Source organism: Moheibacter sediminis, from assembly GCF_900176425.1.
Classification (GTDB): domain Bacteria; phylum Bacteroidota; class Bacteroidia; order Flavobacteriales; family Weeksellaceae; genus Moheibacter; species Moheibacter sediminis.
The window spans coordinates 1-20,312 of sequence record NZ_FWXS01000010.1; the positions used below are offsets into that span (position 1 = coordinate 1).

Annotated in this window: 20 protein-coding genes; 7 read left to right on the plus strand and 13 right to left on the minus strand. The window is 35.9% G+C overall.

The window, feature by feature from the left end:
* The 5 genes from B8977_RS13060 to B8977_RS13080 form a co-directional block, all read right to left on the minus strand.
* Window positions 1–3,703, minus strand: a 3,703-nt coding sequence (locus B8977_RS13060; protein ID WP_394334478.1) for a beta strand repeat-containing protein, incomplete at its 3' end; no start/stop codon positions are given.
* 149 nt (window positions 3,704–3,852) lie between these two features.
* Entirely contained in the window at window positions 3,853–4,449 is a 597-nt protein-coding gene (locus B8977_RS13065) for a DUF4126 domain-containing protein (protein WP_084018273.1), read from the minus strand.
* Between the two features lie 69 nt (window positions 4,450–4,518).
* Entirely contained in the window at window positions 4,519–5,496 is a 978-nt protein-coding gene (locus B8977_RS13070) for a polyprenyl synthetase family protein (RefSeq protein WP_084018276.1), read from the minus strand.
* Window positions 5,497–5,499: 3 nt separating this feature from the next.
* Window positions 5,500–6,432 (minus strand): hypothetical protein, encoded by a 933-nt coding sequence (locus tag B8977_RS13075; protein WP_084018279.1) that lies wholly within the window; start codon window positions 6,430–6,432, stop codon window positions 5,500–5,502.
* Between the two features lie 58 nt (window positions 6,433–6,490).
* Entirely contained in the window at window positions 6,491–7,672 is a 1,182-nt protein-coding gene (locus B8977_RS13080; protein ID WP_084018282.1) for a THUMP-like domain-containing protein, read from the minus strand.
* 51 nt (window positions 7,673–7,723) lie between these two features.
* Between B8977_RS13080 and B8977_RS13085 the strand changes: the two genes are divergently transcribed.
* Entirely contained in the window at window positions 7,724–7,978 is a 255-nt protein-coding gene (locus tag B8977_RS13085) for a type II toxin-antitoxin system Phd/YefM family antitoxin (RefSeq protein WP_084018285.1), read from the plus strand.
* A gap of 1 nt (window position 7,979) precedes the next feature.
* The gene (locus B8977_RS13090) at window positions 7,980–8,237 is read left to right on the plus strand and encodes a Txe/YoeB family addiction module toxin (protein ID WP_084018288.1); all 258 of its coding nucleotides are present in this window, start codon (window positions 7,980–7,982) and stop codon (window positions 8,235–8,237) included.
* A 1-nt stretch (window position 8,238) separates the two neighbouring features.
* Here B8977_RS13090 and B8977_RS13095 read toward each other — a convergent pair whose 3' ends face one another.
* The 8 genes from B8977_RS13095 to holA form a co-directional block, all read right to left on the minus strand.
* Window positions 8,239–9,336, minus strand: a complete 1,098-nt coding sequence (locus tag B8977_RS13095; RefSeq protein ID WP_084018291.1) for an AI-2E family transporter — start codon at window positions 9,334–9,336, stop codon at window positions 8,239–8,241.
* Window positions 9,333–10,619, minus strand: a complete 1,287-nt coding sequence (locus B8977_RS13100; protein WP_084018293.1) for a methylmalonyl-CoA mutase family protein — start codon at window positions 10,617–10,619, stop codon at window positions 9,333–9,335. The genes B8977_RS13095 and B8977_RS13100 overlap by 4 nt, the downstream gene beginning before the upstream one ends.
* Window positions 10,603–10,965: an FtsB family cell division protein gene (locus tag B8977_RS13105; protein ID WP_084018296.1), complete on the minus strand. Its 363-nt coding sequence runs from the start codon at window positions 10,963–10,965 to the stop codon at window positions 10,603–10,605. Before B8977_RS13105 ends, B8977_RS13100 begins: the two co-directional genes overlap by 17 nt.
* Window positions 10,962–11,591, minus strand: coding sequence for a uridine kinase (udk, locus tag B8977_RS13110; RefSeq protein ID WP_084018299.1), 630 nt, complete (start codon window positions 11,589–11,591; stop codon window positions 10,962–10,964). Before udk ends, B8977_RS13105 begins: the two co-directional genes overlap by 4 nt.
* Window positions 11,592–11,593: 2 nt before the next feature.
* Window positions 11,594–12,247: a SanA/YdcF family protein gene (locus B8977_RS13115; protein WP_084018302.1), complete on the minus strand. Its 654-nt coding sequence runs from the start codon at window positions 12,245–12,247 to the stop codon at window positions 11,594–11,596.
* Window positions 12,231–13,562, minus strand: a complete 1,332-nt coding sequence (gene rmuC / locus B8977_RS13120; protein ID WP_084018305.1) for a DNA recombination protein RmuC — start codon at window positions 13,560–13,562, stop codon at window positions 12,231–12,233. Before rmuC ends, B8977_RS13115 begins: the two co-directional genes overlap by 17 nt.
* A 72-nt stretch (window positions 13,563–13,634) precedes the next feature.
* Window positions 13,635–14,321, minus strand: coding sequence for a T9SS type A sorting domain-containing protein (locus B8977_RS13125; protein ID WP_084018308.1), 687 nt, complete (start codon window positions 14,319–14,321; stop codon window positions 13,635–13,637).
* Between the two features lie 51 nt (window positions 14,322–14,372).
* Window positions 14,373–15,374, minus strand: coding sequence for a DNA polymerase III subunit delta (gene holA / locus B8977_RS13130; RefSeq protein WP_084018311.1), 1,002 nt, complete (start codon window positions 15,372–15,374; stop codon window positions 14,373–14,375).
* Between holA and B8977_RS13135 the strand changes: the two genes are divergently transcribed.
* The 5 genes from B8977_RS13135 to B8977_RS13155 all read left to right on the plus strand — a co-directional run bounded on the left by B8977_RS13135 (window position 15,358) and on the right by B8977_RS13155 (window position 20,301).
* Window positions 15,358–15,828, plus strand: a complete 471-nt coding sequence (locus B8977_RS13135; protein WP_143736523.1) for a type I restriction enzyme HsdR N-terminal domain-containing protein — start codon at window positions 15,358–15,360, stop codon at window positions 15,826–15,828. The two genes, holA and B8977_RS13135, sit on opposite strands and share 17 nt — an antisense overlap.
* A gap of 23 nt (window positions 15,829–15,851) precedes the next feature.
* The gene (locus tag B8977_RS13140) at window positions 15,852–16,130 is read left to right on the plus strand and encodes a hypothetical protein (RefSeq protein ID WP_084018317.1); all 279 of its coding nucleotides are present in this window, start codon (window positions 15,852–15,854) and stop codon (window positions 16,128–16,130) included.
* A 99-nt stretch (window positions 16,131–16,229) separates the two neighbouring features.
* Window positions 16,230–16,691, plus strand: coding sequence for a MarR family winged helix-turn-helix transcriptional regulator (locus tag B8977_RS13145; RefSeq protein WP_084018320.1), 462 nt, complete (start codon window positions 16,230–16,232; stop codon window positions 16,689–16,691).
* A gap of 4 nt (window positions 16,692–16,695) precedes the next feature.
* Window positions 16,696–19,053 carry a 3-hydroxyacyl-CoA dehydrogenase/enoyl-CoA hydratase family protein gene (locus B8977_RS13150; RefSeq protein WP_084018323.1) on the plus strand — a complete coding sequence of 786 codons (2,358 nt, stop codon included), beginning with the start codon at window positions 16,696–16,698 and terminating at the stop codon, window positions 19,051–19,053.
* Between the two features lie 69 nt (window positions 19,054–19,122).
* Window positions 19,123–20,301, plus strand: coding sequence for an acetyl-CoA C-acyltransferase (locus tag B8977_RS13155; RefSeq protein WP_084018326.1), 1,179 nt, complete (start codon window positions 19,123–19,125; stop codon window positions 20,299–20,301).
* Window positions 20,302–20,312: the final 11 nt, after the last annotated feature.

Consider the following 20,312-nt stretch of genomic DNA (forward strand, 5'->3'; position numbering starts at 1 on the left):
TGTTCCAGAAATACAAAGTGGAAACACTGCCGTTTGCAGACATAAATAACTCAGAATCAATGTTAGATGGATAAGGGTTACCTACAGAGGTGTATTTAGTAGGATAAACAGGTAAAGTTACATTTCCATTGAATGGAACTCCTACGAATTCTCCTGCATAAGGTGCCGGTGTTGTCCCCCAAGTATTTGGTGCGCGGAATAAATATCCTTTACCGTTTTCAAAGTCATCAGTGACACTTGGTACCACTACATATCCTCCGTTTGTTGCTTCAGTTGCACCTGTTGTTTCGTAAGTGTAGATGCGGTTTGGCAATGTCTGTGGAGAGAAATCCTGTAATTGCTGTCCTGTAACAGGTGATGACCACAAAGTATAATCTAAACGAACAATGTCTTGACTCTCACGTTGAACTGTGATGTCGCCCACATTATCATTAGCTGTATAAGTTTCGTCCTGAATTAAGTTTGCTCCGCTCGCTACTATAAAGTTTTCAGCACCTGCTTCATTCGTGATTTTACCATTAACAGTAACAAAATGACCAGATTCAATTAAAATTGAACCATTCTGAGTGATTGTTAATTCACCTGTTTCTAAAGTTGCCATATCGGCTTCAGCTGAATTTCCAATTATTAAATCACCATCTACAAAGATGGGGTCAGTTGTTGATGGTCCTGTTCCGTTTGACCAAGCAGTACCTGTCCATGTGATAGGGGGTTCTTCGTAACAAGTCCAGCTCAAATCGTCAATTGAAGGTCTTTTGGTTGTCGAAGTATTTCTAAGTTCTATTACAACATCTCCAGATATGTTTATGTCGTTAATTGTTTGAGTCTGTAGGCTTGTAGAAACATTTAAAGTTCCTTTTAGTACATTATTTACATAAACATTAATTGTTCCCGTACCATCACCTGTAGCAGCACTATATCTAGTAGTCACTGTAAGAGAGCCAATACCGTTGTTAGATGTAGGTGAAGTTAGAATACCATTTCTAATAGTTATTGCTTTACCTGTAATGGTCTGGTCAACTCTTGCATCAGTAGCAGTCCAGGTTCCTCCATTATCACCTGTCCAAGTTCGGGTTTCGTACCCAGATCCACTACCTGGAATGTTGGTAAATGATTCACTTATACAAGGACCATCAATTGTAGATGCACTTCCAGTAAGAGGTGTGGTAATATTGTAGAGAGGCCCACCTAAACATTCGCTATTATATGCAAAAACATGAATGTAATATGTAGTCGTTGGTGTCAAACTTAGTGCTGTGAATGTAGTTAAGTTTGAAGATTGAATAACTGTACCATTACCAATAACTTGACCAGCTGTATATGTAGTTTCATTAGTTGGATTCGCTCCTAAGTTTGAACTTGGACTTATAACTACTAAATATCCATCTGCAGTAGTACTTGTGAAGCTTCCTGCTATACTTGTAGAAGATATAGTTCCAAATGTCAAATTAGTAGCTTGGTTAGCCGGCGCAATACATGGATCAGGAAGTTTTAAATGAATATTGTCTATTGCAGCAGGTGGTTGATTTCCATCTGAACTATCATTAACCCATTCAAATACTAAACGCATAGTCTGGCCAGCAAAAGAACTAACATTGACAGATGAATTTGTATATGTTGTAAATGTACTGTTTTGATTAAAATATCCACCAACTTGTATTCTTCCGCTTCCATTTGTAATTGTTGAAGATGCAGAAGGGATGTATGAAGTTGGCACTAACCATACTCTAAAATAGTCATAATTATTACCTGATAACATTTCACCATTTGAAATCCAATCAAAGCTTAATGTAATATTTGCAGTACCAGTAGGAATTAAAATATCTCTATAAGCATGTACTGTTGAGGCATTTCCTGTAGCATAATTATGAGTAGTTCCCGAAGCATTATTTGAGATATATAATGATTTGGTGCTATTATTAGATACTGCAGAACCTACAAACCATTTGTTTGTTTGAGTCCCATTTGCAACAACCCAATTGTTGGTTCCTTCAAAATCTTCATTGAAAGGAAAGTTCGCAGCAACTTGAGATGTAGTAAAAGTATAATTAGTCCCATATACAGTAGTTCCACTACTACTAGTTACATATGCACGATAATTATAGGTTGTATTTGGAGAGAGATCTGTAATAGAACTTGTGTAAGTATCTGTTCCTGTGCCATCATTTGTAATTCCCAAATGAGATTCAATTGTTGGATTTACTGTAGCTGCCCATACAACACCTTTAGCACTGATTGTACCACAAGAATTGCTCAATGCTGAACCACCTGATACTGCGCTTTCAGAGCCTATCGAAGAAGCGGTAACAGTTGTTACAGCTATAGTTCCATTAGTCCCAGACCCTGTTACAGAGCGATTTACGCTAGGTGCTCCTGCTCCAGAGACTGCAATGTTTCCATTGTAAGAAACTGCAGTTGTCGGTAGGAATTTTACATAAATCGTTTTATTAGTCAAAATACCTCCTGCATGAGCAAAAGTTAAAGTAGATGTATAGTTTTCATTATCAGCTGTTTCACTATAAGTGAAACCATTCAATGCTGCTAAACTAATATTTCCAGATTTTAAAACAGTTGAACTTGAGATTGTAAATGTCTGATAAGCGGAAAGTTGATTCAAACATTGATTTCCAAATCCAGCAGACATATTTCCAAGAACTAATGCTTCATTTACAGCAGTTATTGTGATGTTATTTGAATTCAAAGCATTTGTTGATGTGGTTAATTCACCAGATGCAACTGTTATGCTAAAATTAGTGACGTTTGCATCAAAATCAGTCCCGTCATAAACTAAAGTAACTGTGGCTGAAGTTTCATTGATATAATCAACTGTTCCAATGCTAACACCAACGGGCGCATTATTCAAAGAAAAGTTGGATAAATCAAATACATTGTCTGCAAAAGTTTCATTTGCTAAAGCCAAAGAAACAACTCCATTATTCAAAGTCGTATTTTCTGAAAGTGTTCCTGAAATTGTAAGATTAGGACTGGTAGGATTTTGTAATGTTGCTGTTAGAGAAACATTATCTAATGCAATTGCAGGTGAGTTTGTGTTAGAGGAATGTGTAACCAACCATTTTAAATAGAATTCACCATCATTGGCAATATTCACATTTGTCAATGTAACTGATCTAGATGTAACTGTTCCTCCTGTCCAAGTATAAGAATTACTTCCAGCAGGAAAAACCGTTGTATCTATGTTTCCAGAAGATCTTTCAGTCCAATCTGTTCCATTTGTTGAAGTGTAAAAGGTAACAGCAACAGTATTTGAATTTATTCTATATCTTTCAAAATCAAATGAAATAGATAAATCTGAAATGTTTATACCTGAAGTATTCTTGTAATAAGCAAAAATTGCATTAGGAGTTGCATACCCTGAAGAAGTCATAAATCCAATGGCGCGGTCAGATGTATCTGCACCATTCCCAAAATTGTATCTAGCACCAGTAGCCGGTGATCCACTGCTTGCTCCTTGAGTTACAGCTGTTACATTCGTAGCTGTAGACCAGTTTGCTGAAGTACCTTGACCTGCAGCAGACATTTTCCAATTGGAGGGTAATGAGGCAGTACCACTAGTTCCCATAGAATTGAAATTTTCCATTACCGGATTGTTGTTACTTATACTTATTTGTCCCCACAAACTTGTGAGACCAAAACAAAATAGTAAAACCATCAGGGATGATTTAAAATAGTTGGTTTTTCTCATATTTTAGTTGTTTTAAAAATTTAGTGTTAAAAATTAAGAGCGCAAATGTAATTGATTTAATGATAAGATAATTAAAAAGTTACCATTTTTTTAACAACAAATTTAAACGTAAATTAATTGTAAAATTAAATTATTTTTTAAGTTAATAATTATTGTTGTCCGCTGAAAATTCTTTGCTTTTTTGTCCACTTCCATAGCCTATAAATTCCGAATAACACAATTAATACAAATATAAAAGCAATCGGTGCCCAAATGAGGGAAGTCAAACTCAAGACTGACGCAGCTGCAGTTTCTCCTGTATTAACTACGAAATTTCCGGTACCACCTGTTGTGCTTGTCGATACGGCTCTTGCGGCGGCAGTTGTTCCGCTTACGGCTGCGGCTGTTCCTCCACCGGCTATGATTGCCAATGCCCAAGTAGTCACTTCGCTCATATCTAAAAGGGTAGAGCCCATCAAAACCGTTCCGGCAACGGCAGCTAGCGGAATGGCTATAGTATCCAGAAAGTTATCAATTATAGGTATGTAATATGCAATGATTTCGACAATAGTGGCTACGCCAAGTGCTATCATTGCAGGCCAGCTCCCCACCCATTGCCAGGCTTCATTTAATTCCAATAAATCTTGTCCGAAATGTGCACCGATGCTCAGCACAAATAAGGGAAGGAAAACACGGAATCCGGCTGAAGCAGCCAGTCCAATTCCTAAGAAAAATGACATAATCGTGTTGGAGTCGAAAATATCCATAGATGTAAGTTGTTGAAATTAAACCGAAAGGTAATGATTTTCAGGATTTAAGAATGTTAAAAGAAAAAATTATTTCTCACGTTCCATCACGTAACCAACCATCGTAAGAAGAGATTCTTTGTATTCACTATCCGGGAATTCATTTAAAATAGCAAGCGCATCATCACTGTATTGTTTCATGATGGTTTGCGTGTATTCAATCCCACCATTGTCTTTTACAAATTGAATGACTTGCTGTACGCGTTTTTGGTTTTTGTTGTGGCGTTTTACTGAGTTGATTAACCAATCACGGTCTTTTTTAGAAACTTTATTCAAAACATGGATCAAAGGCAAAGTCATTTTTTGTTCTTTGATATCGATTCCAACCGGTTTTCCAATGATATTTGAACTGGTATAATCAAACAAATCATCTTTGATCTGAAATGCAATTCCAACCAAATTTCCAAAACGGTGCATTTTTTTGCAAATTTCTTCCGAGGCACCAACTGAACGAGCACCGGCTTCACAACAAGCCGCAATCAAAGTAGCGGTTTTCTGTCTGATAATTTCAAAATAAACTTCTTCGGTAATGTCCAGTTTTCTGGCTTTTTCAATTTGGAGTAATTCTCCTTCGGACATTTCTTTAATCGCTACAGAAACAACTTTCAATAAATCAAAATCTTCATTTTCTGTAGAGAGAATCAAAGTTTTAGAAAGCAGATAATCTCCAACCAAAACCGCAATTTTATTCTTCCAAAGAGCATTCAATGAGAAAAATCCACGTCGCATATCGCTGTCATCCACCACATCATCATGAACTAAAGTTGCAGTATGTATAAGTTCTATCAAAGCCGCTGCTCTGTACGTTCTTTCATTGAAATCTCCGGTCAATTTCGCAGTTAAAAAAACAAACATCGGACGCATTTGTTTCCCTTTTCTGCGGACGATATAATGGGTAATCCTGTCCAACAAAGGCACGTTGCTCTTCATGGATTGATAAAACTTCGTTTCGAAAAGTTTCATTTCCTCGGCAATCGGCGCTTTTATTTTTTCTACAGTTTTACTCATCTTTTATTGAGCCAGCGAATATATGCATTGTACAGATTGTTCCACATGAAAAGTTTTAAATTTAAAATCTTCATTGCTGTAACAAATCACGCTTGGTTTTTCCGGTTTGGTAGAAATTCCCTCAACCTGACCTACTTGTGGCGTAAAACCTAATGGCAGGCTGAATTTATTGTTTTTTTCTTCAAAGAATTTTTCCGAACCTTTTTTCGGCGCGTCAAATCCTGAGATAAATGCAAATCCGTCTTTGGTGTAACCGATGAAATAAAATCCGTTGGTATTTGAAATCGGACTGGCGTCTATGTGTGCTCCCGTAACCATATAATTGGTTTTGAAAGTTTCAATCTTTTTGGCTTGCTGCTTGCCTGGTTTTATTTCCAAAGTATAATGTGTCGTTGCGTAATTAGTCCATTCTTTGGTAAATAAATGCAATTTCCCATTGTAATAAAACATGGCCTCACAATCAAAATTGGTGGCTTGATTTCCGGGATTGAAATTGGTTTGTTCAGGATAAGTAAATTCAATTTTCTGAGAAGTTACACTTAATTTGCTTTCATTTCCGATTTCATTTCTTTTGATGTAATAAATCGTCAAATCAGTGCGGTTCCCATTGTTATTTCCAAAATCTCCTATGAAAATATAGTCATCATTTATCGTCATTTCTTCCCAATCGCGGTTGATTGCATTTGAAATGGAAACTGTTTGAGCAATTTTTCCCGTTTCTGAATTGAATTTATAAATTTCCGCTTCGCCGCCACTGTCATTTAATCCCCAAAAGAATCCATCGTCGTATTCCAAGGCAGAAATTTCTTTTAGTTTTTCCTGAAGCTTTACAGTTTTGATTTGGTAATTTTCGATGCTTAAAGTGTCAATTCTGTTTTGAGCCGAAATAATTTGCCCCAAAATCATAAATAAAGTAAAAAAGAAAAATCTCATCATTGACCAAAATTGCTTTTGTTGTCCAAAGGTATTAAAAAATAGCATTTACACAGCAGATTTAAGGCATGAGATTGCGCACGCGTTTTGCCAATAAAATGTGTTTTCCGGAATTGCTTTGTGTAAAAATCAAAGTTTGTTCAATTCCTTCTTTAATTTTGTATTTTTTTCGGACGGCTTCGGTGTTAAGAGGATAATTTTTGACCAACAAATGAAAAGCTTGTTTTTCGATTTCTTTTTTAGGATTTTTTAATTCTTCTATAACTTCAAAAATCTTTCCTGGAAAAGATTTTATTAATTCATTTGATGTATAAAGATGTGAATTGACGTGTATTTTTTTCAGGTTGAATTTTTCTCCGATCAATTTAAAAGCACCCGATTTTAAAATCGAAGCGCTTGGTTCATAAATGAATTTCTGTGGTTCAGAAAATGTTGAATTTGTTGCAGATTCTTCATTCCAATTGAATTCAAAATCAGGTTGGTTGGATTCCAGATTTACCGCTTTGATTTTTGGATTAGAATTCAAATCTTTCTTACAAATTATTAATAATTCCTTGACTTCATTTTTTACAGCAATGATGTATATTTCCTGAATCTGTGGGATTTTTTCAATGGTCGATTTCAAATCTAACAAAGGCGAAAGTTTGATCAAAACCGTTTCTGAACGCAGAAGAAATTCATCTATCCAATCCAAAATATTCGGTTCCAAATCTTCCAAAATCACTTTTCGCTGCGATTCAATTCTACGCGAAGGATCCAAATAAATTACATCCCATTTCAATTTTGGATTTTCGCTGAAATATTTTTCAAATTCTGAATTGATGTAATTTAAATTGTTTTGATTTAATATTTTATAATTGTGTTTTGAAATTTCAACCAATTCCGGATTTCTTTCCAAAGCAGTAACATCATTAATTTTTTGCGCAAACCCAAATGAGTCAATTCCCATTCCGGCAGTCAAATCGATTAGAGATTTCCCTTTGACGATTTCAGATTTGTATTGGGAAGTTGCCCAAGATGAAGCTTGTTCCAAATTAATGGATGGCGGAAAATAAATTCCTTCAGGTTCATTTAAAAAGGGGAATTTGAATTTAGAAATTTGTAAACCTTTGATTTGATGTGCTAATTCTGACGAAGAAACTCCCGAAAAAGGAGATTTTTGTAAAGAAATTTTCCGAAAATTCTGGTTTTGGTTTTCTCGGAGATATTCTTGAATTTCGGGTTGTAATAAATTTTGATTCATTTCTAAGCAAATTTAGTGAAGTAAAATTTGTACGAAATAAAATACAAAATTATGTTGATTACAAGCGTTTCAGATTTCAGAAAAGATATTAAAATGTATTTGGACAAAGTTTCTAAAAATTTTGAAACCCTGATCATCAATCGTGGAAAAGAACCTGGAATTGTAGTAATGTCTTTGGATGAATACAATTCTCTGATGGCTACGAATTACGAATTATCTTCCCGAAAAAATGAAATGCGATTGGATTTCGCCATCGAAAAATTAAAAAGCGGAAATTCATTTTCTAAAGATTTAAGTGAAGATTGAGATGAAATACATTTTCGTGGACGAATCTTGGGAAGATTATCTGTATTGGCAAAAAACGGACAACAAAAAAGTCAAAAAAATCAACGATTTACTCAAAGATATTACTAGGAATCCGTTTGACGGATTAGGAAAGCCCGAGCCTCTCAAACATAAATATTCTGGTTTTTGGTCAAGGAGAATTGACCACGAACACCGATTAGTCTATAAATACGAAGATGATGCGATTTTGATTGCAAAATGTAGATTTCAATACGATTAAATTACAAATTCCTCGTAATGCTTTGCACGATTTTATATTCAGAAAAGAATTCTTTCAAGACAACTCGAAGCACCGTATAAGCCGGAACTGCAACGGCAACGCCAATCACACCAAACAAAAGTCCGCCAATTAAAATCACCAAGAAAATTTCAAGTGGATTGGATTTTACACTTCGCGAATAAATCAAAGGCTGGTTCACAAAATTGTCCCAAACGTGCGTCAAAATGTACCAGAACATAATCCACAAAACTGTCGGGATGATTTCGCTCTTGAAATCCAGTCCCAATCCATGCAAATCACTCATCGATAAACTTGCCATAATTACACCGCCCAAAAGCGGCCCGATGTACGGGAGTGGATTCAATAATGCACATATTAATGCAATTACCGCAGCATAATTAATTCCAAATGAGAGTAATATGATGAAATAAAACGTAAACATAATCAAAACCTGCAACGTCAATCCGATGAAATACCTGGAAAGCAAATCTTTAGTAGAATCCAAAACGGCTTCAAAACGAAATTCTTCACCTTTAGGTGCAACTGCAACGATCATTTTATTGATTAAATCTCTGTCTTTCAGGAAGAAAAAGGTGATGAAAACTACTGAGAAAGCATCAATCATCAGCATTCCTACAGTTGTAAGCGAATTCCCAAAAATGCCTGAAATACTTTTTGCATCTACGTTTTGCATTGCATCGTTCAGGTAATTTTTCAGAAAAGGAATGTCCAGGAATCCAAGTGAGTCGGAGAGAAGCTGCAATTGCTGCGCAACGGCTTCTTCAAATCGGTCGAGGTACATGAAATTTCCAATGAATCGGAAAGGCTCGTTGAGTACGAGCGAAATGAACAAACTGATAAATCCTATCAATAAAAATAAAAATAAACTGATGGTAAAAATAGCCGCCACGCTGTTCGGGATACGGAGTTTGTTGTGCATCAAATTCATCAAAGGACGACCGATCATCGCCAATACAAACGCAATCGCAAGGTAAGCAAATACCGAACGGATCAACCACAAGAAATACAGTGCCAAACAAATCAGCGCGGCGATTCCCAAAGCTCTTAAAATCCCATATGAAAGCTGTTTGTAGGTCATACAGGCGTTTTTTCTATTTTGGTTGAAAGTCTTTTTGGGAATATCGGTTGAATGAAAGTTCGCACGTTATTGGGAACTTCTTCCGGCAAGAATTCTACATTTTCTGTTTTGTTTCTGAATTTATTGACGCCGATTAAAATTAATTTTCCTTCGTCAAATGCAATCTGTTCTTTTTCTGCAGATTTGGAAATCATTTTTTGGATAGAGCCTTCAAATAACCCTTTAAAAAAGCCACCTTCAGCTTCTATTTTCTTAAATAATTCCAAAGCGTTTTTACAGAATAATTCTGTCAGATTTTCTACGAAAAATGAACCCGAAACCGGATCGTGGAATTTATCGTAATAAGATTCTCTTTGCAATAATAATTGTTGTTTTGAAGCCAATTCTTCACTGAAAGAAGTTGAGTTTTTCAAACTATCATAAGACGAAATCGAAACGACATCTGCTTTTCCTAAAACGGCAGAAGAAGCTTCCAATCCGCTTCGAATGATGTTGTTATGGATGTCAAGGATGGATTTGTTTCGCAAAGAAGTTTCGGCATAAATGAATGTTTCCGCGTCAGAATTGTATTCCTCCAAAATCAAATTCCACAATTTTCTGATGGCCTTCAACTTAGCAATTTCAAAGAAATAATTGCTTCCAACTGCAGTTTTAAAATAGATTTTATTTGCGAATTCTGTACCTAATTTTTGTAAGTATTCATTTCCATGTGCGATTGCCAAAGCAATTTGCTGGACATGATTTGCGCCTGCATTTTGATAAAGTGAAGCATCGACTAAAATTGATTTTTCAAACGAATTTTCATTTAAAATTTGTTCAGCCAATTCAAAATCTTCTTTTTCAGATTGATACCAATTTCCGGTTCGGGCAAAATTCCCCAAAACATCCAAACCTAAATATTTTAAGTTGGGAATTTTTGAAAAATTATTTTTCTTAATTAATTTAAATGGATTTTCACAAGACAAAAACAAATCGAGATATTCCGGAATTGTTGAAGTTTTTTCGATGAATTCATCCTTTAAATTAAATCCATATAAATAAGAAAAATCTTGTTTAGGATCATCTAAATAATTTCCGATGATTTTCCAATCTTTATTTGTGATTTCAGGATTTAAATATTGATGTTCAGTATCTTCTTTCGTGTAAACCGGCTTTACCTGAATGCCTTCAAAAGTATCCCACACCAAAACTTCATTATAGTCCAGTCCAGCTAATTCAGCCTGAACTTTCAGTTTCCACTCTTGTGGCGTTATGGTAGAGAAATCATTATTTTGGCTGCTCATTGGTTGCTTGATTTTTTATTTTTTGTTCTTCCACGATGAAAACATCTTCGTTTTCCTTTTTGAGGTAATGTTTCTCTCTCGCAATTCTTTCTATTTCATTGGAATCGCGTTTCATTCGATTGATTTGAATCGTTTCCTTTTTCAATTTTTCCTGATAATAATTTTTATCATGGCTTAATTTCTGAATGTCCTTGTCCAATTCTTTGTGGATGAAATAAGAATTTTGGTCAAAAAAAACCATCCAAACCACAAAAAATGCACCCACAATCAAGTATTTATTGAGAAATATCTTGTACCATCGAGACGATTTTCCGGGTTCTTGTATGGGATCTTCTAAAGGATTCATTTTGTAACGGCAGTTGAAATTAGTTTGTCTTTGATTAAAGTGGAAAGCAATTTGATGGCGACTTCATTTTTCTTTTTCATATTCGGAACGATGATATCTGCATGGCTTTTTGAAGGCTCGATGAATTGTTCATGCATCGGTTTCAAAGTTTTCTGGTAACGCGTCAAAACTTCGTCCAAATCTCTTCCTCTTTCCTGGATGTCACGTCGAATTCTTCGAATCAATCTTTCATCAGAATCAGCATGAACAAATATTTTCACATCAAATAAGTCTCTCAATTCAGGATTGGTCAAAACTAAAATTCCTTCTACGATGATTACATTTTTTGGATGCGTGATGATGGTTTCGTCTTTTCGGCTGTGTGTAATGAAAGAGTAAACCGGTTGTTCTATCATTTCACCTTCTTTCAATTGTTTTACATGCTCGGTCAATAAATCAAAATCGATGGAACGCGGATGGTCAAAATTTATTTTTTCTCTTTCTTCAAATGAAAGTTCGTTGTGGTCTTTGTAATAATTATCTTGTGAAATCACCAATACATCTTCTGCATTGAGACTCCTCAAAATGTTCGTTACAACCGTTGTTTTACCTGATCCTGTTCCCCCCGCGATTCCGATAATGAGCATAGTTATTCTTTTGGAAAAAATTCTTTTTGTTTATAATATTTTGGCATCGAATGAAAAACGTAGATGTCTAAAATTGCTTTGACACGGGCAAAATACTCGCGTGAAATAGTGAAAGTGCCGTAACTTTTAGATACATTTTTTGCATTAAATCCTAGGGCGTAAATATCGTGATTTTTGGCAATAAAAATAGCGCGTTCGTTATGAAAATCTTGCGAGATGATTGTGATGGAATCCTGCCCGAAAACTTCTTTGGCTCTGATGACAGAATCAAGCGTGCTGAATCCTGCGAAATCCTCGACAATACAATCCTCGGGAATGCCAAGTTCTACCAAGTATTTTTTCATGTCACGGGTTTCGTTGTAATAAAAATCTGAATTGTCGCCACTCACAAGTATGAAATTGATTTTTCCGTTTTTATACAAATCATAAGTCGCGTCCATGCGGTTTTTGAAAAATTGATTAATTCCGCCGCCACGCTGTCTTTTGCTCGTTCCTAAAACCAAACCTGTAGCATTGTATCTGATGCTGTCAACATTACTGTAAGTCAGACCTTCTGCCGCTTTTTTGACATGATGACTCGACAGCAAAACTGTTGCAGTAATCAAAATCATTATTGCCAAGCACAATTTCCAGAAACGTCTAATCAAGGTTTTCATCTGCTCTTTCTATTAATCTTTCTGATAATGATTTTGAAGTTTTTGCTCCCATTTTTTTAAGGTCTTCTACTTTTTTTATCAAATTTCCTTTGCCCGTTAATTTCTTCATCGAAGAATCATAACTGTTGTTTACGGTTTTTATTTGATTGCCTAATTTAATTAAATCATCAGTCAAATTTACAAATTGATCATACAAATCTCCACTTTTTCGCGCAATTTCTAAAGCATTTCTGTTCTGATGTTCAAATTTCCAAATGCTTGAAATCGTACGCAAAGTTGCCAAAAGTGTTGAGGGTGAAACGATGACGATATTTCGTTCAAAAGCATCATTGAAAATTTCAGAATCGGACTGCGTGGTTGCGCTGAATGCACTTTCAATCGGAATAAACAACAATACAAAATCTAATGTCTTGATGTCATAAATGTTCTGATATTGTTTGTCAGAAAGAGATTTTATATGGGCGCGAACGGAGTTTATGTGCTCTTTCAGGTGGCGTGGTTTTTGGGTCTCATCTTCTTCATTGAAATACCTTTCAAATGCGACCAAAGAAACCTTGGAATCAATGATGATGGATTTGTTTTCGGGTAAATTAACCACAACGTCCGGCTGAATTCTTCGTTTATCTTCCGTCGAATAACTTTTTTGGATGAAATATTCTCTGTCGCGTTCGAGCCCGCTTCGTTCAAGAATTCTTTCCAAAATCACTTCGCCCCAATTTCCCTGCATTTTTTGGTCGCCTTTCAATGCTCTTGTTAGATTATGAGCTTCCTGGTTGATGCGTTCGTTGAGTTTAGATAAATCTTCGATTTGCTGTTTGAGCGAAGCATTTTTTTCCAAAGAATCTTTGTGACTGGCTTCTACTTTGGTTTCAAAATCTTTGATTTTTTCTTTAAGCGGATTCAGAACTATTTCGAGATTCAATTTATTTTGCTGGGTAAATTTTTCTGATTTTTCTTCTAAAATTTTCTGAGCAAGATTTTCAAATTCTTTCTGAAATTTCTGGTTCAATTGTTCAATTTCAGCTTTGTGTTCATCTAGCCTATATATTAAAGAAGCATTTTCAGTTTTTTGCTGAGCCAATTCTACCACATATTTTTCCTTTTCGACTTCAACAGAATTTAATTTGAATTCTAATTTTTCTAAGGTTTTTTCAGATTCCGATTTTAATTCAACCAAAGAATTTTGCGAAGATTTTTCTCTTTCCAAAACAGAATTTAAGGCAGCTTTACTTTTGAGAGAAGAAATATAATTTCCCAAAAAGAAAAATCCGGCAGATAAAGCCAATAGAAATAAAGCCCAATACAAAGTTTCCATTTTGTAAAATTAGGAATTCGATAATGAAAATTTGCTATTTTTCAATATTCTCATTATTAATTATAATCTAAATTACTTCTTGATAAATTTTAATACAGCATCATCTAATTTTAGAATGTAAACACCTGAAGGCACTCGGTTGATTGTAATTTTATTTGAAACATTTAAATTTCCTTCGGAAACAATTTTACCTGATAAATTGTAAATTTTATACATCGAATTAGGTTTTACATTTTTTAAATGGATGTAATCAAAAGCAGGATTGGGATAGATTTCAATTTGAGAAAGAGAGTTTTCAACTGTATTCATTTCCCCTGCAGTAAATCTGTAGGTATGAAACATTTCGCCAATTAAAAGTTCTAATTCCTGAGTTTGAGGATTGGTAGCAATAAGCCATTCTCTAGTTTCAGATAATATAATTTCAAAATCATTTTGAATTATATTAAAAATTTCATTTTCACAATATATTTCGGGTAAATTGAGGTTTTGAAATGTTATATTCCCATAGTTATCTCCATTTGTTGTGATAATCTCTGCATTTCCATTAAATTCAGTACAGGCAGCAAATCCTTCAAAGCTGTGGTCTTCGTAAAACAGAATATAAGGATTAATATCTGGTTCAATTTCAGAAATTATTATTTCACCCCCAAAATCATATTCAATACTTTTTAAATGCCAGATGCGATAAAGTTCGGGACTCTGTGCAGAAGCGAATAAATTGATATTTAATAAAACGATAAATAAGTAGAGTTTTTTCATGATAAGTAATTTATATTCATAAAGTTAAATATAAATTACAGATTATTTGCTCTAAGTATTGAAAATCTTAAAAATCAGTTCTTTGAGCAAATCATTGTCAGTAACATTTCCTGATGCGCCGACACCTTTGCTTTTTACATCGGCTTCACGAAGAAGTGAAATGATTCTGGTTGCTTTTTTTAGCGGATAATTATGCGCTGCGCCTGCGGTATCTTTCACAAAAAACGGATGAATTCTCAGTTCTTTGGCGACATTAGATTGAGATTTATCGGTCAAAGTATGGTAAACAATGATACCGGAAAATAACTGAAAGAAAATGCTCAAGGTCATTACCAGCGGATTGTCTTTTGGATTTTGTCCGAAATAATGAACGATGCGAAAAGCCTTTTCAGCATTGCGCGTTTCGATTGCATTTCTCAGCTCGAAATTGTTGTAATCTTTGCTGATTCCGATATTTCTTTCGATAATTTCAGGCGTGATTTTTCCGTCTTCGACAATCAATTTCAGCTTTTCTAATTCATTTTCAATTCTAGACAAATCGTTTCCAATGAATTCAGCCAAGAGAAATTTAGCTTTGGGTTCGATTGAAAATCCAAAAGATTTTGCTTTGTTTTCGATCCAATCCGGAATTTGATTTTCGTATAATTTTTTGGATTCAAAAAGAATTCCGCTTTTCTGAATTTCTTTGTAAAGCTTTTTCCTTTTGTCTAAAGTTTTTCCTTTGTAATTAAAAACCAAAACAGTTGTTGGTTGTGGCTGAGCAGCGTATGATTCTAATTGATCCATTGTTCTGGACAAATGCTGCGCTTCTTTCACAATCAAAACCGAACGTTCAGCACCCATCGGATATTGTTTTGCCAAACCTATGATTCCCGCCATATCCGTTTCGTTTCCGTAAATGACAGTTTGGTTAAAACCTTTTTCGTCTTCGGTCAATACTTCACTTTCAATCGTTTTGGAAATCTGGTCTATGAAATAAGATTCATCGCCCATCAGAAAGTAAATCGGGGCGATTTTTTTGTTTTTAATATCTTTGATGATATTTTCTGCCATTGCTGTGAAACTCGCTTCGTTAAATTTTCCCGAAAATTACCAATTTCGTTTGAAACAAACCGACGAAATTCCGTTTATATTTTGCAGCATCCGAAAAAAATGGCTTTTGTTAACGCCTGAAGAATGGGTAAGACAGCACATTGTTCAATATTTAGTAGAAGAGAAACATTATTCCAAATCTGCCATCAACACCGAAGTTATTGTCCAAATCAACGGAATGAAAAAACGTGCAGATGTAATTGTCTTTAAAAAAGAAAAACCTTTCATCATTGTAGAATGTAAAGCGCCTTCCATTCAAATTACACAAGAAACCTTTGATCAGATTGCACGTTATAATTTAGAATTAAATGCTGATTTTCTAATGGTAACAAATGGATTGAATCATTATTACTGTCAGATGGATTTCAAAAATCAACGCTATAATTTTTTGCAGGAATTGCCTGATAATTCTTAGTTTTATGTAAAATTCTTTGCTAAATGAAATATGTTGCCGTGTTAGCTTTGTTAATTTTTATGAGTTCTTGCGCTTCTCTGTGGAATTCAAAAAATTATGAAAAATGTAAAGATAAATGTTACCAACAATACCAACTGGCTGTAAAACCGTGTCAAAATTCTCTCTATGGTGAAGAATGTAAAGAATTGCCTGAGCAAATCTATAAAGATTGTATGGAGCAGTGCAAAATAAAATACAATAATGCCGAGAGGGGAAGAAAGGAGCAGAATTCTGAAAATTTGAGAGAATATTTCGGAGACTAAAATTTGAATTAAGTAATTATTACTTCGGATTAATTTTTTTTATCATTTATTATGCGTGCATAATAAAATTTTGTATATTTGTTTGAATCACAATAAAAAATGAAGTCAAACGAATTTACAATTGATTACCATTTGCGCTCCACTTGGTTAGCTGTACAAAAGATGTTCAACGAACAAGCGGCCCAGTTCAATTCTACAATGGTCATGGGTTTTACATTGCTTTCCATCGATCCGAAAAGCGGAACACCTAGTACTTCGCTAGGTCCCAAAATGGGAATAGAGCCCACCAGTTTGTCGCGCACTTTGAAAAATTTGGAAGAACGCGGACTCATTGCCCGAAAACCAAACCCTGAAGACGGACGAAGCGTTTTGATCATACTGACCGATGAAGGTTTGAAGATGCGTGACGTTTCTAAGCAAGTCGTTTTGAAATTCAACGAAGCCATCAATGAAAAAATTACTGCGGAAGAAATGAGCATATTTCTCAAAGTAATTCAAAAAGTGAATTCCATTACCTCAGATAAAAAATTATTTAATAAAAATAAAGAACCACAATTCTAAAACAATGAACAGACACGTAAAACATGTAACAGTATTAGGTTCCGGAGTCATGGGCTCGGGGATTGCCTGTCACTTTGCCGGAATCGGTGTCGAAGTATTGCTGCTCGATATGCCTGCAGAAGGTGCCGACAGAAGTAAAACAGCAAGAGACCATTTGGCAAATGCCATCAAATCCAATCCCTCGCCGATTTATGACAAAGCATTTGCTTCGCGAATTAAAGTTGGGAATTTTGAAGATGATTTGGAGAAAATTAAAAATTCAGATTGGGTAATTGAAGTAATTATCGAAAGATTGGACATCAAAAGGTCCATGTTCGAAAAAGTAGATCAATTCCGAAAGGAAGGAACTTTGATAACTTCCAATACTTCCGGAATTCCGATTCAATTGATGTCGGAAGGTCGTTCAGAAGATTTTCAAAAACATTTCTGCGGAACGCACTTTTTCAATCCGCCACGTTATTTAAAATTATTTGAAATCATTCCCGGACCAAAAACAGATCAATCCGTAATTGATTTCTTTACTATTTATGGAGAGAAATTTTTAGGAAAAACACCCGTTCATGCAAAAGATACTCCTGGATTTATCGGAAACCGCATCGGTGTTTATTCGATGGCGAAAGTGATGGAATTAGCACAGGAAATTGGTTTGACTGTTGAACAAGCTGATAATCTGACCGGTTCAATTTTGGGTCGTCCTAAAACCGGAACTTTCAAATTGGCGGATTTGGTTGGTTTGGATACAGCTGCTAACGTAACCAAAGGTTTAAAAGAAAATTCCCCCAACGATTCATTCATCCAAGATTTGAAGGAATCTAAAACTTTAAATTTCTTATTGGAAAATAAATTTTTAGGCGATAAAACCGGAAAAGGATTTTATTATAAAGAATTAGACAAATCAACGGGCGAAACTAAACGTTTTGCTTTGGATTTGGAAAAATTGGAATACCGCCCGCTCGAAAGAGACAAGGATCCTGCCATCGAAGCTGCGAAACAAGCCGGAAGCACCAAAAATAAATTAGGTTCATTAATTAAAGACAAATCAAAATCAGGAGAATTGATCCGCAAACATTTCGCGAGTTTATTTGCTTATGTTTCTCAGCGCGTGCCTGAAATTTCTGACACTTTATATAGCATCGACGATGCGATGAAAACAGGTTATGCCTGGAAATATGGTCCGTTTGAAACTTGGGATTTAGTGGGGTTGAAATCTGGTTTAGAATTAATTGAATCAGAAGGTTATGAAGTTTCTGATTGGGCAAAAGAATTAATTAATTCAGGAAAAGAAAGTTTCTACCAAATCAAAGACGGAAAGAAATATTTCTACAGCATTAATTCGAAAGAATATGAAATCGTTCCCGGACAAGATGCTTTTATTATTTTAGATAACATCCGGAAATCCAATGAAATCTGGAGCAATCCGGAAGCGAGCATTCAGGATTTGGGCGACGGAATCATCAATTTAGAATTCCGTTCTAAAATGAATTCAATCGGCGGCGGTGTTATTACCGGAATCAATAAAGCTATAGAATTAGCAGAAAAAGAACACCGTGGTCTAGTAATCGGAAATCAAGCAGATAATTTCTCTGTTGGAGCCAATCTGGCGATGATTATGATGATGGCTGCAGAACAAGATTGGTGGGAATTGAACATGGCCATCAAAACTTTCCAGGACACGATGATGAAAGTCCGCTACAGTGCTACTCCGGTTGTGGTTGCACCGCACGGAATGAGTTTGGGTGGAGGTTGTGAAATTTCGCTTCATGCTGATAAAATTGTTGCAGCTGCTGAAACGTATATGGGATTGGTCGAAGTAGGAGTAGGAGTAATTCCGGGCGGTGGTGGAACCAAAGAAATGACGTTGCGTGCAGCTCAAAATCAAATCCATGACGACATCAAAACCAATCATTTGCGTGAAGCGTATATGAATATTGCGATGGCAAAAGTAGCGACTTCCGCGTATGAAGCAAAGAATCTCGGTTATTTGAGAGAGCAGGACATTATTGTTGTCAATAAAGACCGTCAGATTGCAGAAGCTAAAAAACACGCGATCATCATGGCGGAAGCAGGCTACACAAGACCAATCCAACAAAAAGTAAAAGTTTTGGGTAAAGAAGCGATGGGTATGTTTTATGTCGGTTCAGACCAGATGGTTGCAGGGAAATATATTTCAGACCATGACAGATTGATTGCCAATAAATTGGGTTATGTCATGACAGGAGGAAATCTTTCAGAACCGACCGAAGTTTCACAACAATACTTATTGGATTTGGAAAGAGAAGCGTTCTTGTCACTTTGCGGCGAAAGAAAAACGTTGGAGAGAATTCAGCACATGCTCAAAACCGGAAAACCTTTGAGAAATTAAAAATTAAGAATATTGAATTTTAAATGAAAACATAATCCATTTAAAATTTATAATTAAAAATTTAAAATAATGAAAGACGCATATATAGTAACAGGATACAGAAGTGCAGTGGGGAAAGCGCCTCGCGGAACTTTACGATTCACCCGCCCCGACGAATTGGCGGCGAAAGTAATCGAAAGATTGATGCAGGACGTTCCGAATTTAGATCAAAACCGCATCGACGACGTCATCGTGGGCTGCGCCATGCCTGAAGCCGAACAAGGTTTGAACATGGCGAGATTGATTTCTCTGATGGGATTGAATACGGACAAAGTGCCAGGCGTGACCGTGAATCGTTATTGTGCTTCGGGTTCGGAGGCGATTGCGATTGCTTCGGCGAAAATCCGAACGGGAATGGCAGATTGTATCATTGCGGGTGGCGCGGAAAGCATGTCATACATCCCCATGGGAGGATATAAACCGATTCCCGACACCGATGTCGCAAAAAATAATGCAGATTATTATTGGGGAATGGGACTTACTGCGGAAGCGGTTGCCAATGAATTTAACGTTTCCCGGGAAGACCAGGATTTATTTGCATATAATTCCCATCAGAAGGCAGTCAACGCCCTTCAGACCGGAAGATTTCAGAATCAAATTGTTCCGATTGATGTGGAAATGAATACGCTCGATGAAAAAGAAAAAATTCAAACTAAAAAAATAACTTTCCAACAAGATGAAGGTCCGCGTGCAGATACTTCATTGGAAGTTTTGGCGAAATTAAAACCTGTTTTCGCAAATGGTGGAAGCGTTACGGCAGGAAATTCTTCACAGATGTCAGACGGAGCCGCATTTGTTTTGGTAATGTCAGAAGAAATGGTGAAAGAATTAAATCTGGAACCAGTTGCAAGATTAGTTTCCTATGCTACGGTCGGCGTTCCGCCAAGAATCATGGGAATCGGACCTTTGTACGCGATTCCAAAAGCTTTGGAACAAGCTGGCTTGAAACAATCTGATATTGATTTGATTGAATTGAATGAAGCGTTTGCTTCGCAATCTTTAGCAATTCTCAGAGGTTTAGAATTAAATCCTGAAATCGTCAATGTGAATGGTGGGGCGATTGCGCTGGGGCATCCGCTCGGTTGTACCGGAACAAAACTCACAGTTCAACTTTTAGATGAAATGAAACAAAGGAAAAGCAAATACGGAATCGTTTCTATGTGTGTCGGAACTGGGCAGGGAGCGGCTTCTGTGTTTGAATTACTATAACCTAGACTCGA